The 14,965-nt window shown below is 42.3% G+C and carries 11 protein-coding genes; 3 read left to right on the top strand and 8 right to left on the bottom strand.

Annotated features, from left to right (window positions below):
• The first annotated feature begins 35 nt into the window (after positions 1-35).
• Positions 36-5,054 carry a LamG-like jellyroll fold domain-containing protein gene (locus QM738_RS09075; RefSeq protein ID WP_462276372.1) on the top strand — a complete coding sequence of 1,673 codons (5,019 nt, stop codon included), beginning with the start codon at positions 36-38 and terminating at the stop codon, positions 5,052-5,054.
• Between the two features lie 55 nt (positions 5,055-5,109).
• Here the strand turns inward: QM738_RS09075 and QM738_RS09080 are convergent, their stop codons facing one another.
• Together QM738_RS09080 and QM738_RS09085 are read right to left on the bottom strand one after the other, a co-directional pair.
• Positions 5,110-5,904, bottom strand: a complete 795-nt coding sequence (locus tag QM738_RS09080) for a TerC family protein (protein ID WP_462276373.1) — start codon at positions 5,902-5,904, stop codon at positions 5,110-5,112.
• Between the two features lie 10 nt (positions 5,905-5,914).
• Complete coding sequence (locus QM738_RS09085; RefSeq protein WP_462276374.1) at positions 5,915-6,961, bottom strand: quinone-dependent dihydroorotate dehydrogenase; 1,047 nt, start codon at positions 6,959-6,961, stop codon at positions 5,915-5,917.
• Between the two features lie 179 nt (positions 6,962-7,140).
• Between QM738_RS09085 and QM738_RS09090 the strand changes: the two genes are divergently transcribed.
• Positions 7,141-8,319 (top strand): thiolase family protein, encoded by a 1,179-nt coding sequence (locus QM738_RS09090; protein ID WP_462276375.1) that lies wholly within the window; start codon positions 7,141-7,143, stop codon positions 8,317-8,319.
• Between the two features lie 69 nt (positions 8,320-8,388).
• On the opposite strand, the gene QM738_RS09095 is transcribed toward QM738_RS09090, so the two are convergent.
• The 6 genes from QM738_RS09095 to QM738_RS09120 form a co-directional block, all read right to left on the bottom strand.
• Complete coding sequence (locus tag QM738_RS09095) at positions 8,389-9,528, bottom strand: acyl-CoA dehydrogenase family protein (protein ID WP_462276376.1); 1,140 nt, start codon at positions 9,526-9,528, stop codon at positions 8,389-8,391.
• A 155-nt stretch (positions 9,529-9,683) separates the two neighbouring features.
• Positions 9,684-10,637, bottom strand: a complete 954-nt coding sequence (locus QM738_RS09100; protein WP_462276377.1) for a ComEA family DNA-binding protein — start codon at positions 10,635-10,637, stop codon at positions 9,684-9,686.
• 41 nt (positions 10,638-10,678) lie between these two features.
• Positions 10,679-11,458 (bottom strand): MBL fold metallo-hydrolase, encoded by a 780-nt coding sequence (locus QM738_RS09105; RefSeq protein ID WP_462276378.1) that lies wholly within the window; start codon positions 11,456-11,458, stop codon positions 10,679-10,681.
• 145 nt (positions 11,459-11,603) lie between these two features.
• Complete coding sequence (locus QM738_RS09110; RefSeq protein WP_462276379.1) at positions 11,604-11,873, bottom strand: hypothetical protein; 270 nt, start codon at positions 11,871-11,873, stop codon at positions 11,604-11,606.
• A gap of 185 nt (positions 11,874-12,058) precedes the next feature.
• Positions 12,059-13,327: a T9SS response regulator signal transducer PorX gene (porX, locus tag QM738_RS09115; protein WP_462276710.1), complete on the bottom strand. Its 1,269-nt coding sequence runs from the start codon at positions 13,325-13,327 to the stop codon at positions 12,059-12,061.
• Positions 13,299-13,619, bottom strand: a complete 321-nt coding sequence (locus QM738_RS09120) for a response regulator (protein WP_462276380.1) — start codon at positions 13,617-13,619, stop codon at positions 13,299-13,301. The genes porX and QM738_RS09120 overlap by 29 nt, the downstream gene beginning before the upstream one ends.
• A 155-nt stretch (positions 13,620-13,774) precedes the next feature.
• On the opposite strand from QM738_RS09120, the gene QM738_RS09125 reads away from it, so the two are divergent.
• Positions 13,775-14,956 (top strand): HD domain-containing protein, encoded by a 1,182-nt coding sequence (locus QM738_RS09125; protein WP_462276381.1) that lies wholly within the window; start codon positions 13,775-13,777, stop codon positions 14,954-14,956.
• Positions 14,957-14,965 lie beyond the last annotated feature (9 nt).

Below are 14,965 nucleotides of genomic sequence, written 5' to 3' on the forward strand. Positions count from 1 at the left end.
AATAGATAGTTTTGAAACATCAAAATTTATCTATCATGAAAGCAGTTTTATTCTCCATTTCATTATTGCTTGCTTTTTTTATAAATGCACAAACGCCGATTGCGTATTATCCTTTTAGTGGAAACGCCAATGATATAATTGGAAATAATAACGGAACTGTAAATGGTGCTACACTTACTGCAGATCGGTTCAGCAATAACAGTAGAGCTTATAGCTTCGATGGGATTAATGACTTTATTACTGTGGGTCAAATAAATTTTGTCGGCAATAATTATACAATTTCTTTCTGGATGAATGCTATTGATAATAGCACGGATAATACGATTTTCAGTGCCGCGGATCCTTCTGATATTACCAGAACTTATGTAGCAGTGGAATATAATACAGGCAATATCCGCTTTTTACACCGTAACCCATCTGGTGGAGCAGGTGGCGTTGAGATTTCTTCTGCGGTTTCGCCAAACCAATGGCATTTTATTACCTGTATAAAAGAGAATACTACGTTACGGATTTATATTGATGGAACATTGGTAAATAGTGTTACAGATGCTGCTGTTATAAATATTAATGCAAGTCCTGTAATTGAATTCGGGAGATTAAGGGACATCAATAATAATCTGATACGTCATTACAAAGGTAACCTGGATGAGATGAAAATATTCAATGAGGCATTAACCATTCAACAAATACAGGCGGAGTACGCATCGAGTGCACAGGTACAAAAACCCGGTAGCGGTAATGCCATCAGCTTTGATGGTGCTGATGATGGTATTGAAGTGACCAGCAACGCTGCTTTACAATTCCCCGGCGACTTATCAGTTGAATGCTGGGTTAAAATTGCTGCATCGCAAAATAATACTGTAAATCCCGATAATTCTGTTTTAGAAAAATGGGGTGGCAATAATGCAGGGATCGGCTATCCTTTTGTATTGAGGTTGATGAGGGTAAGTCATTCTGTAGCTTTTGCAAGATATAATGGTATATCAAGCAGAGGCGTGGATGGTGTAACTATTGTTGACGATAATAAATGGCATCATTTAATGGCTACCAAATCGGGCTCTTTGCTGAGTTTTTATATTGATGGTGTATTACAGGGAACTGATACGGATTTTAGCGATCTCAGTAATGTGAATAATACCCAAAACCTGAATATCGGCACAAGAGGGCCGATAGCAGTCAGCCCCAACAACTTAACCGGAAGTATAGACGAAATTCGTATCTGGAATACAGGATTATCACAATCAGAAGTACGTGACAGAATGTGTCATAAAATTACTGCTGCAGATCCGTTATATGCCAACCTGGTAGCCTATTACAATTTCGATGAAGGTAGTGGCAATACAGCTTTTGATGGCACTATCAATAATAATAACGGCGCATTGGCCAATGGACCTGTATGGGTTACCAGCGGCGCTCATATAGGTAATACCAGTGCACATAGTTATACAGGTGCAACGAGTAGTGCAACACTTGCTAACCCGGTACGTAACGATGCACTTACAGCAACGCTTACTGCAGGCAACGCAGCTGGTATACAGGTATACTGCGTAACGGAAGCGCCGAATACCACCAATGGACAGGTAGTCCTTGCAGGAAATGATGGATATTTTGGTGTGTTCCCTATCAATGGAACGGGCAATCAATACACGGCCACTTACAATTACACCGGCATAACCGGTAATGAAAATACATTTACGCTGTATAAGAGAGCTGATAATGCCACAACGGTGTGGAATAATGCATCGGCGCTGTTGAATACCACAGCTAATACACTCACTGCAACGGGGCAGAATACCGAGTATATGGTAGGTACATTGGCCATTGGTAATATCAGTTTAAGCGGCGCACTCACGGGAGAATATGCTACGTTGAAAGAAGCATTTGATGCGATCAATGCAGGTGGCGGAAGCGGTGCAGTAACAGCTACTGTAAATAATAACACCACTGAAACGGTGCAGGCTTTATTGAATGAAACCAATTACACGGTATCAGTTGTGCCTTCCGGCAACCGTACGATAGAAGGTAATCTTAACACGGCCATGATATTACTGAATGGAGCAGACAATGTAATTTTTGACGGACAAAGTTTAACAGGCGCCAATACACTTACCTTACGCAATACAGGAACGACAACAGCAAGCGTAATAAAACTGCTGGATGCAGCATCAAATAATACTGTCAAAAAATGTATACTGGAAGGCAGCAACAGCGGCAGCACCGTTACACAAGGTATTCTTGTGATCAATGTAACAACTATTGGCAATAGTGTTGGTAATATCATCGACAGCAATATCATCCGCAGGGCAGGAGCCGGCGGTGCTGGTATTGGTATAATGATAAGCGGTACCAATACTTCAGCAACCAGCGTGGTGAGTAATACCCAGATCACCAATAATAGTATAGAAAATGTTTTTATCACTAACCTGAACTCGTTTGGGATATCGGTACAAAACGGTTGTGTCAACACATTCATTAAAGGCAACTCCATTTATAATACTTTACCCATTAATAATACCTTGAACGGAATTAGTATTAATGCTATTATAGTATCAGCAAGGAGCACCCTGCTCGGCAGCGGTGCTGTTATTGACAGTAATTTTATTGGTGGCTCAGCCCCTGGCTGCGGCGGAAGCAAAATGGTGATCAGTTCTCCCAATAACAACATTGCTTTTTTTGCGATCGGGTTATCGGATAATACTAATGACCAAACAAGTTCGGTTACACGAAATGTAATCAGGAATATTGATGTGGAAGTTGCCAACCCAACCACCGGTACCACCAATCCTTTTGTGGGTATTTTTGTACCCTTTGCCAAGCTGCAGGCATTTAATAATAATACTGTGGGTGATGTAACGAATAATTCCGTATCTCTTAATCTTAAACCGGCCAGTACAGGCAGCATCGGTGGCTTTGGTTTTCTTTTGCAAACAGGTTGTGCAACGCCTGTAGCTAATAATTTTGTTGGCGGTATCAACATTACAGCTTCGGCATTAAGCGGCAGCGCTGTTAGTCCTTTTTTTGTTGGGATGGATACAAGAAGCGGTTCGGGCAATAATATCAAAAATAATATTATTGGCTCTGCTACTGCAGATAATATCAGCATTAGCAATAGTGCAACGGGTGTGTTTAACTTCCAGGCTATTAGCAGCAGTGCTCCTGCTACAGTATCAACGGTAAATGTAGACAGCAATACGGTAAGGAATATTAATGCACTGCATACTTCCCTAGCAGGGATAGTACATAGCAATAGCACAACTGCTGCCACCGCTGTAACCGCCAGTATAACCGGTAACTCCATTACCAACCTGCGTATTACGGGGGCCGCCAGTGTAGCCAATGGTATTTCTTATTCGGTATCAGCTGCAGTAACCAACCTGGAGCAAACAGTAACGGTAAAGGGCAACCTGGTGAATAATATTATTGCGCCATTGGGAAGTGGTATGTCTATAAGAGGTATTATTATGAGTAATTTATCTACGGCTGTTAACCGGGCAAAGGGCCGGGTGGAAGATAATACCATTACCAATTTAGTGAGCAGCGATCCCAGTACTGCTGGTATTACAAGGGGCATAAGTTTTAATAATGATATTGTAACCGGCGACAGCATGGTGTTTGCCAATAATGCCATCAATAATATTACAGATGCAAGTGCTACAGTACTTACCGATCCAACGCTCAGCAGTTTTGGCAACAGCAGTGGCCTTACCGTACTGATGCCTAACAGCGCCATCAATGGTACGGCCATCATCCGCGATAATATTCTTCACGACATCAATGCCACTGCAACAAATAACGCACCGGTAAAAGCGCATGCCATATCAGTATTTGGCAATGCAGTAATTGTGGAAAGGAATAAAGTATACAATATGCAAAATGCCGCCACTTCGGCAACTGCCTCACTGGCACCATTGCTGCTGCGCAGCCGCCCCGATGATAATAATGTTTCTATATGGCGCAATAACATGGTGGCGATAAATACTAATACTACCGCACAGCTGGCCGGTATACGCACAATGGATGGTACCGTTAAAGCGAATATATACCACAACAGTATTTTAATGGAAGGCAGCAGCAGTACTAACAGCTATGCTCTATTGAAAGACGCCGCCACACCAGTAATAGATATAAAGAACAATATATTGTACAATGCCACCGGCGGCACAGGCACTGCATTTTCTCTAGGACTGTTGGGTGGTACCGGTGGTTATACCGGCAATAATAATTATTTTGTAAGCCCCACACCAGCATCGCTTGCACAGGTAGATGCAGCTTCGCATACACTTTCCAGTTGGCAGGCTGCAACAGGGCAGGATGCTGCAACGCAGGAAGGACAAAGCGGTGTGAATACCAATGCTGCAGATCTTTTTACCAATAAAACAACCGCAGATCTTTTTGTAAATACAGCCAATCTTACAGAACCGGTTAAGGCAAGCAATAAAGGAATGGCACTGAGTGCTATGGTGCCATTTGATTTTTTAAATATAGTGCGCAATACGTCCACGCCGGATATTGGTGCACATGAATTTGTATTTACTGCATTGCCGGTAACGCTGGTGAGTTTTTATGGCAGCAAACAAAATAATGATGCACAGCTGCAATGGATCACTGCCAACGAAATTAATATCAAGCGCTATGAAGTGGAACGCAGTGATGATGGCCGCAATTTTATTGCCATTGGATCAGTGAATCCGGGCAATACTACGTATTCATTTACGGATGCCAATGTTTTCAGCAGCAGGGCGTTGGTATATTACCGGTTAAGATCGGTGGATATTGACGCAAGGTTCACCTATTCACCCATTATAAAATTAGCTACGAAGGTTAATGCACTGAATATATTCCCTAACCCGGTAAAGGATGTGGTAACTATCAGCGGCCTGCAACAAAAAGGGATGTTGCGCTTATTTGCTGTGGATGGTAAATTGATACAGCAGCAGGTAGTACGGTCACAAACCCTTACGCTGGACCTGGGTAAACTGAATGCCGGTACTTATGTATTACAGTACAGCAACAATGATGGAGTGATAAGCACGCAAAAGATCATCAAACAGTAAAATACTTTTTTCTCATGTATCAATAATAAGGGCTTCCATTTGGAAGCCCTTGGTTTTATAAATTATTATCTTCTTCTTTGTCGATAGTAGGAGTGCGTAACTCAACCGGTTTTTTACTGCGCTTGCGCAATTGCAGATTGAGTATCTCCACACCCAGGGAGAATGCCATGGCAAAATATACATAACCGTGTGGTATCTCGAATTTTTCAACATGCACACCATCCACAATTAAAGTAAAGGCGATCAGTAACAGGAATGATAAAGCCAGCATTTTAAAAGTGGGGTGCTGGTTGATGAACTTACTTATTTTACGGGCAAAAAGAAACATCACGATCATAGAAATAATTACCGCTGCATAACGTACCAGCTGCAGTTCGCTCATACCGATGGAAGTAATGATACCATCTACACTGAATATAAAATCCACTAAAATTATCTGCCTTACAATAGCGCCAAAACCAATGCCCGATTTTTTTTTCTGAATTGTTTCGTTAGGATCTTCGCCTTCCAGTTTATTATGAATTTCCAAAGTGGTGTTCACCATTAAGAACAATCCACCTGCCACCATGATAATATCTTTCAGTGTTACAGGATGGCCCCAGATAGGGAATAATTCTTTTTCGCCGTTGAGTAATGAACCTAATACATATAATAAAATGATGCGGATAATGATGCCTGCTATCATCCAGGTAGTGCTGGCTCTTTTCTTCTCATCATCTGTTTTTAATTTGCCTAAAATAATGGACACAAAGATCACATTATCGATACCCAGCATTATTTCCATTAAGGTCAATGCCAGTAATCCGCTCAAACCATTCGTTGTAAATAATTGCTGCAGTTGTTGTTCCATTGCTTTGAGTTTATAATCCTTTACAAATATTTTTTACTATAGCGGGGCCTTCATAAATAAAACCGGTCCATACCTGTACCAGGGAAGCTCCTGCTTCCATCTTTTCCTTAGCATCTGCTGCGTTAAAAATACCACCGCTTGCAATGATAGGAATTGTTCCGTTGGTTTTTTTATGAATGTATTGTACCACTTCGGTGCTTCTTTGTTTTACGGGCAACCCACTGAGGCCACCGGCTCCTATCTGCGTGAGTCGTGAGTCGTGAGTCGTGAGGTTGGAGCGGCTGATGGTCGTGTTGGAAGCAACTAGGCCGTCCAGTTTTATTTCTATTGCCAGCTCCACCACATCATCCAGTTGTTCATTGGTAAGATCAGGTGCGATCTTTAAGAGAATGGGTTTAGGGTTTAGATGTTGAGTGTTTAGTATCTGAAGATTTGTAAGAATTTTTTTCAAAGAATCTTTCTCCTGCAATTCTCTTAAGCCGGGTGTATTGGGGCTGCTTACATTCACTACAAAATAATCTACATAATCATGCAAAGCGGTGAAGCAGATCTCGTAATCTTTCCAGGCATCTTCGTTGGGGGTGACTTTGTTTTTGCCGATGTTTCCACCAATTACAATTTTAGATTTTAGATTGGCGATTGCAGATTGTTTATTGTGCCATGCTCTTAACCTGGCAGCAACCACTTCCACGCCATCATTATTAAAACCCATACGGTTGATGAGGGCTTTATCTTTCGGTAAACGGAATAACCTGGGTTTATCATTGCCCGCCTGTGGCTTGGGTGTTACGGTACCGGTTTCCACAAAACCAAAACCCAGCGCTTCCAGTTCATTCAGGTAGCGGGCATTTTTATCAAAACCAGCCCCGAGGCCCACCGGATTGGAGAATTGAATATTGAACATTGAATATTGAACATTGCTTTTGGGCTTAAAGCAGCTGGTAATCAGCGCCTTTACGCCCGGTATCCTGCAAAGCAGCTTCAGGCTGTTCATCGAAAAATAATGAACCCATTCAGGATCAAAAAAGAATAAAATTGAACGGAGAATTTTATACATGCGGCGCAAAAATAGGGTAGCTTTTTCAGTTTTTTGTTTTCATGCAGAAATTATACCTTTGATATATAAAGTTGCATAAACAACTAATTCGGTTGATAGCTAATGGTTCATAGTTCTGGGTAACTATATTTTGGCTTTCAACTTTGAACTATGAACCATCAATTATCAATTTTTTTAAAATGCAGGAAGCATATATAGTAGCAGGCTACAGAACTGCGGTAACAAAAAGTAAAAAAGGCGGGTTCAGGTTTACCAGGCCCGATGACCTCGCTGTAGACGTAATTAAAGGATTGCTGGCCAGTGTGCCGCAACTGGATGTAAAAAGAGTGGATGATGTGATCGTAGGCAATGCCGTACCGGAAGCCGAGCAGGGATTGCAGGTGGGCAGGATGATCTCTGCCAAAGCCGTGGGCATACATGCTCCGGGCATCACCATCAACCGCTATTGCGCCAGCGGTTTGGAAAGTATTGCCATGGCTACCGCTAAAATCCGTACCGGCATGGCCGAATGTATCATTGCCGGCGGTACCGAAAGTATGACGATGGTGCCTACTGCCGGATGGAAGACGGTGCCATCCTATAAAATTGCAGTAGAAGAACCCGATTATTATTTAAGCATGGGCCTTACTGCCGAAGCAGTAGCAAAGGAATACAATGTATCGAGAGAAGACCAGGATGCTTTCAGTTACGGCAGTCATTTAAAAGCTGGTAACGCCATTAAGAATGGGTTTTTTAAAAACGGCATTCTGCCTATTAATGTAGAAGAAGTTTACCTGGATGAAAAAGGTAAAAAGCAAAAGCGTACACACGTGATCGATACTGATGAAGGTGTACGTGCAGATACTTCGCTGGAAGGACTGGCTAAATTAAAACCGGCATTTGCAGCCAATGGTTGTGTTACAGCAGGTAACAGCTCGCAAACCAGCGATGGCGCTGCGTTTGTAATTGTTATGAGCGAAAGAATGATCAACGAACTGGGATTAAAACCTATTGCACGCCTGGTGAATTGCGCCAGTGCCGGAGTGCATCCCCGCATTATGGGTATCGGCCCAGTGGAAGCAGTGCCCAAAGTGTTGAAACAAGCCGGCATGAACCTGGGTGATATTGACATGTTTGAACTAAACGAAGCCTTTGCCTCTCAATCGCTGGCAGTGATACGAAAACTGGAATTGAATCCTGATATCGTGAACATCAATGGTGGTGCTATTGCATTGGGCCATCCATTAGGTTGTACCGGCGCCAAACTTACCATACAACTGGTGAATGATATGAAACGCCTGGATAAGAAGTATGGTATTGTTACAGCCTGTGTAGGCGGTGGTCAGGGTATTGCGGGGATCATTGAGCATATTGCATAGATATTTTTTGATACTAAATAAAAGCCCACATTGTTGTGGGCTTTTTATTTGAAATTATTTTGCAGCATATTATCTCAATACTTCCCTGCTGATCACCAGTTTTTGTATCTCGCTGGTGCCTTCTCCAATAGTACACAGTTTACTGTCGCGGTAAAATTTTTCCACCGGAAAATCTTTCGTGTACCCGTAACCGCCAAATACCTGTACGGCATCTGTACTTACTTTTACCGCCACTTCACTGGCATAATATTTTGCCATCGCTGCTTCTTTTGTCATCGGCAGTCCGCTCATTTTTAAATGGCAGGCCTGGTTAATGAGCAATTCAGCTGCAGTGATCTCGGTGGCCATATCTGCCAGTTTAAAACTAATACCCTGGAAGTTAGCGATCGGTTGATCGAACTGGTATCTTTCTTTGGAATATTGTACGGCTGCTTCATAAGCACCTTTGGCAATGCCTAAGCTTAATGCCGCAATAGATATCCTTCCTCCATCGAGCACTTTCATACTTTGTTTAAAACCGGCGCCCACTTCGCCAATACGGTTGGCATCAGGTATACGGCAATTATCAAAGATCATTTCGGCAGTCTCGCTGGCACGCATGCCCAGTTTATTTTCTTTTTTGCCTCCGCTGAAACCGGGTGTACCTCTTTCCACAATAAATGCGGTGGCATTGTCTTTTGTCCTAGGCTCACCGGTGCGGCATACCACTACGGCAATATCACCTGTTTTACCATGGGTGATCCAGTTTTTTGTTCCGTTAATCACCCAATGATCACCATCTTTTACCGCAGTCGTTTTCATATTACCTGCATCACTGCCGGTATTAGCTTCTGTTAAGCCCCAGGCGCCCAAATGTTCGCAACTGGCTAATTTGGGCAGGTATTTTTTCTTTTGCTCTTCGCTGCAAAAGGTTAAAATATGACCGGTACACAGGGAATTATGCGCCGCCAAAGACAAACCTATAGAACCGCATACTTTTGCAATCTCCTGTATCACCACACTATATTCAAAATAACCCATGCCGCTGCCGCCATATTGTTCCGGTACAAATACACCCATCAGTCCCAGTTGTCCCATTGCTTTAAAAATGTGCAGGGGAAACTCCTGGCTTTCATCCCATTCCATTAAATGGGGCTTGATATGCTGTACCGCAAAATCCTTTGCTGTTTGTGCCACCTGCTGGGTTAATTCGCTTTGTTGAAAATTCATAGTAATACAATCTTTAAGTTACAAACATAAGGAATTTTTGATGCTAACGGCTGTTAGTTTTTAGAAAACCCCAATGGCCCGCAGATTGCGGAAATATCGCAGAAAAAAGTCTGTCAATTGATCTCTGCGCCATCCGCGGCATCTGCGGGCAAATTTCACTGAACGGTAAGATAGGCTGCTACTTTACTGTATATTTCATCCGTCACCGTCATGATCTTTTTGATTTCATCCACCGATGAAAAATTGCCATGCTGCGCCCTGTACTGCACAATGGCATTAGCAATATTATAGCGCAAATAAGGATGCGCCTTCATTTCATCCAGGGTAGCTGTATTGATATTGAACTGCTTCACGTTGCCGCTACCCGCAGATAACCTTGTCTTGATCTTTTGAAAAGTACTGTCAGGCAGGCCAAAGGTTTCACCTACCTGCTCCACCTTATAAAAGCCGCCCAGCTTATCCCTGAAATTAATGATGCGTTGCGCCAGTTTGCTGCCAATGCCCGGCAAAGCAATGAGAGCGCTGGTATCAGTTGTATTGATATCAATCATGGAAATGGCAGGCTTATTTTTTTCAAAAGGAGGGTTGTTGTAATTCTTTGCAGGGATATTATTTTCTCTTGCTGCTATCTGCACATAAGGTTGCAGGCGTTGCACTTCATCAGGATGCAGGCCCCATATTTTGCCAATATCTTCCGGCTTATAAAAATGTCCGCCTTTGGCCAAATAGTTTTGAATCGTGGCGATCGTTTTCTCCCGCACCCCTAATCTTTGCCAGTCGGCCGCAGAAGCAGTGTTGGGGTCGAAATAAAATAATTCACCTTTAGACGGTTTATTGTAATAATTTTTTTCAGAAGGCTGGTTGTAAGGCTGCTCATTATCTTCATTGTAATTTCTTTGTACATAACGGTGAGCAGTATCCTGTTCCTGTATCTTTAATGCAGCGATCTCTTTTTTAAAATCATCGGCATTGGTGGCTTTTGGCTTTGAAAAGAGCGGGTATAAAAAAGGCAGCAGGGTAAATAGTACTATTAAGATCAATAGTATAAAAATACCGGTGCGTTCTTTTTTAGTAAAGGAAAAGTAAGAGGATACAATTTGCTTCCACATAAGTAAACAGCATTAGAACTGCTGTTATTAGTAAGTGGAATTTATTTGAAAAAGAGTTGCATGCCATCATACGCCAGTTGTATACCTGCGGGCAATTCCGCACTGATCTCTTCGTGCCGGCCCAGCTGGTGGCTGATATGCGTAAAATAAGCATGGGGGATATGCAGGCCCTGCACTTCGGCAATGGCTTCATCAAGGGTATAATGGGAAATGTGTTTTTCTCTTCGTAAAGCGTTCAACACAATAGCTTCGCTGCCTTTTATTTTTTCTTTTTCAGCGTCTTCAATTCTGTTGGCATCCGTTATATAAGTAAAAGTACCAAAACGAAAGCCCAGCACCGGCATTTTATGGTGCCATACTTCAATGGGCATTACAGGTATATCACCAATATAAAAAGGCTCACCGTTAAGCGTATTTAAATTCAGCTCCGGTACTCCGGGATATTTTTTATCTGAAAACGCGTAGGAGAATTCCCGCTTGATAGCCTCTTCCGTTAACGAATTGGCATATATCTCCATGGGCTTTTTTTGCAGAAAATTATAGGCCCTCACATCATCCAGCCCCGCAATATGATCTTTGTGCGGATGAGTAAAGATCACCGCATCCAGTTTTTTTACATGGGCCCGCAGCATCTGGTACCTGAAATCGGGCGTGGTGTCCACCACAATAGTAGTGGTATAACTTTCCACCAGTATACTGCTGCGCAGGCGCTTGTCTTTTTTATCGGGAGAAGTACATACATAGCAACTGCAACCAACCATCGGCACACCGCTGCTGGTACCGGTACCAAGAAACGTTATTGTTAAAGGGGGAGACTGCACATTGCAAAAATAAGCATTAGGGGAACAGTTTCAAGCCTCAAGCTTCAAGGAAGCATTCCTTAATTTTTAAAGGGCTTATACGATATAGTGATTAGTCAACTGTCTGGCAATCTAAAATCGCAGATCCGAAATCTAAAACCAGTTATTATTTGTTCGCCTCTGCGCTCATCACTTCCTCATACATCTTCTGGCTTTCATGTGTAAGTGCGTCAAAATGGATATCCAGCTGGGGCATCAGGTCGATCAGGGTATTGATCCTGCCCTCTGTTTGAAAGAATTTATTGAGTACGATCACTTTTTTTGACTGTAAAATGCAGTAGCCACTTTGGAAATTGCCTCTTTCGTAACGGATCACATAACCAGCCTCTTCCGCAATTCGCTCAATTTTATCTAATATGCTCGATGTGTATTTCATAGTACCTCAACCCGCCAGGCGGGTCTTTTCACTTCTAATTTTAATGCAATCTGCTGCAATAGCAGTGGATTAAAAAAAAACGTTTTCAACAAACGTTGATAAAAACATATAAATCAGTTGCTTTTCAACATACTATACAAAACTAGAAGCTCCTGCAGTCCCCCCTTCAGGGGGCGGAGGGGGCTTTATTTATTGGTCATTCTCACTACCGGCACTATCATTTCTTCTAAACTTACCCCGCCATGCTGAAACGTGTTGCGGTAATAATTCACAAAATGATTGTAGTTATTGGGATAGCAAAGGAACAGGTCTCCCTTGGCAAAAATAAAAGAAGAATTCACGTTCGGTACCGGCAACCCTGCTTCCCGCGGATCCCTGAATGCCAGCACTTCCTTGGCTTCGTAATTCAGGTTGCGCCCATGTTTATAACGCAGATTGGCGGTGGTTTGTTTATCGCCGATCACTTTTGCCGGCGTTTTTACCCGCACACTGCCATGATCCGTTGCCACGATCATCGTTAATTTTTTATCGGCAATTCTTTTAAGTGCGGCATGTAAGGGAGAATGTGTGAACCAGCTTTCAGTTATACTGCGGTAACTGGTTTCGTCGCCGGCCAGCTCTTTCAACACTTCCATTTCGGTACGTGCATGGCTCAGCATATCCACAAAATTGTATACAATGATATTGATATCGTTCTGCAAAAAATTATGGATATTATCCACCAGCTTTTGCCCGTCGTTATTATTCGTAACCTTGGTGTAGGAATATTTAAGATCCGCTTTACCCAGTCTTTTTAACTGCGCCTTAAAAAACTCTTCTTCAAATAAATTCTTGCCTCCCTCTTCATCATCATTTTTCCATTGTACTGGAAATTGTTTTTCAATATCCACCGGCAGCAAACCTGCAAAAATGGAATTACGGGCATATTGTGTAGCAGTGGGCAATATAGAATAGAAGGTTTCCTCTTCATGAATGCGGAAACTATCTGCAAAAATGGGTTGGATAGTCTTCCACTGGTCGTAACGCAGGTTATCGATCAGTACAAAAAATAACGGTGTGCCTTTTTCAAGATGCGGAAATACCTTGAACTTCATCAGTGTATTGCTCATAATGGGAGCGGCGGCACTGCTTTTGGGTCCCACCCACGAAGCATAATTCTTGGAAATGAATTTAAAGAACTCCGTATTCGCTTCATTCTTTTGCGTTTGAAAAACTTCCTGCATTTCCGGGCTGTCACTCTTTTTCATCTCCAGTTCCCAAAACACCAGTTTTTTATAGATATCCATCCATTCATTATAATCAGGATTATTGCTCAACGCCATGAACAAACTGCGGAACTCCTGCTGGTAAGCCGAAGTGGTTTTTTCCGCCACCAGCCTTTTATTATCGATCAGTTTTTTTAAGCTCAGCCATACCTGGTTGGGGTTAACGGGTTTGATCAGGTAATCGCTTATCTGGCGAGCCGATAGCTTCGTCCATTAAATTCTCTGCTTCATTCTTGGTAATTAAAACAACGGGCAGGTTGCTGTTCACTTCCTTTATCTGTTGCAGTGTTTGCAGACCGGTAAGTCCGGGCATGCTTTCGTCCATCAACACCACATCCACAAAATTGTCCTTTACAAATTCCACGGCATCAAAACCATTGGTCTTGGTTTGTACTTCGTACCCTTTATTTTCTAAAAACATGATCTGCGATGTAAGACTGTCTATCTCGTCGTCTACCCAAAGTATTTTTGCTATGCTCATAGTTGTTTTTTACATGGTCTGACGCCCTCGTCTGACCATTTTTACAAATTTAATTTTTTATATCAATGATGAAGGGCTTTATTTAGCTTTGTACATCTTTTAACAAATAGGCTGATGTTGCAGTTATCAGGCAAATAATTAACCAATAACAAATAATGTATTTCCGCAAAATAATCAACGACCCGGTTTATGGATTTATTACAATAGATGATGAACTGGTATACCAGGTTATTGCGCACCCTTATTACCAGCGCCTGCGCCGCATTAATCAAATGGCAATGGCTTACCTGGTGTATCCCGGGGCTGTGCATACCAGGCTGCACCATTCGCTGGGGGCCTATCATTTAATGTGCAATGCATTGAATGAACTAAAAAGCAAAGGCATCGAAATAACCTACGAAGAAGAACGGGCTGCTAAGATCGCCATACTGCTGCACGATGTAGGCCACGGGCCCTTCAGCCATGCACTGGAGCATATACTGATAGAAGGCATGCACCATGAAGAAATATCATTGCTCATTATGGAGGAGTTGAACCGTCAATTTGAGGGAAAGCTGCAGTTGACATTGGATATTTTTACTGCTAAATACCATAAAAAATTCCTGCACCAGTTGATCAGCGGTCAGTTGGATGTAGACCGTATGGATTATCTTACCCGGGATAGTTTTTTCAGCGGTGTAAATGAAGGTGTGATCGCATATGACCGGATATTAAAAATGCTGACAGTACAAAACGGCGAACTGATGGTGGAAGAAAAAGGCATTTATTCCATCGAAAAATTTTTAGTGGCACGTCGCCTTATGTACTGGCAGGTATACCTGCATAAAACGGTTAACTGTGCAGAGCAGATGTTGCGGCGCATCATTAAAAGGGCCCGACAGGTAAAAGCGCCGGCGCCGGGCACCATTCATAAACTGATCAATGAACCTGGTACAAAGATCACCATTGAAGAATTCTGCGGGCTGGATGATTTTGACCTGCATACGGTAATAAAATCATGGAGCAACCACGAGGATAAGATACTGTCAGTATTATGCAAAGGCATTATTAACCGCCAGCTGTTAAAAACAAAATACTTTGGTGAGCCGGTAGATAATAACCTGTTGCAGGAAAAAACAAAAATGGCCTGCGAAAAATTAAACATTACCGAAGAAGAAGCAGGCTGGCTGGTATTTACCGGCGAAGCAGCCAGCAGCACCTATAATTTTGAAGATGAACATATTTATATTTTATTCAAGGATGGTACTGTAAAAGATATATCCGAAGTGGACAATGCACTGATCAATCAAAATATGAGGGGTAAGGTTAAAAAATATTACATTTGTTACTTAAGATAATGGCTCATG

It is taken from the genome of Ferruginibacter sp., from assembly GCF_049840995.1.
GTDB lineage: Bacteria > Bacteroidota > Bacteroidia > Chitinophagales > Chitinophagaceae > Ferruginibacter.

Coding starts and splice junctions, on each gene's coding strand:
- QM738_RS09075 (WP_462276372.1), top strand. CDS start 36: ATGAAAGCAGTTTTATTCTCCATTTCATTATTGCTTGCTTTTTTTATA.
- QM738_RS09080 (WP_462276373.1), bottom strand. CDS start 5,904: ATGGAACAACAACTGCAGCAATTATTTACAACGAATGGTTTGAGCGGA.
- QM738_RS09085 (WP_462276374.1), bottom strand. CDS start 6,961: ATGTATAAAATTCTCCGTTCAATTTTATTCTTTTTTGATCCTGAATGG.
- QM738_RS09090 (WP_462276375.1), top strand. CDS start 7,141: ATGCAGGAAGCATATATAGTAGCAGGCTACAGAACTGCGGTAACAAAA.
- QM738_RS09095 (WP_462276376.1), bottom strand. CDS start 9,528: ATGAATTTTCAACAAAGCGAATTAACCCAGCAGGTGGCACAAACAGCA.
- QM738_RS09100 (WP_462276377.1), bottom strand. CDS start 10,637: ATGTGGAAGCAAATTGTATCCTCTTACTTTTCCTTTACTAAAAAAGAA.
- QM738_RS09110 (WP_462276379.1), bottom strand. CDS start 11,873: ATGAAATACACATCGAGCATATTAGATAAAATTGAGCGAATTGCGGAA.
- QM738_RS09120 (WP_462276380.1), bottom strand. CDS start 13,619: ATGAGCATAGCAAAAATACTTTGGGTAGACGACGAGATAGACAGTCTT.
- QM738_RS09125 (WP_462276381.1), top strand. CDS start 13,775: ATGTATTTCCGCAAAATAATCAACGACCCGGTTTATGGATTTATTACA.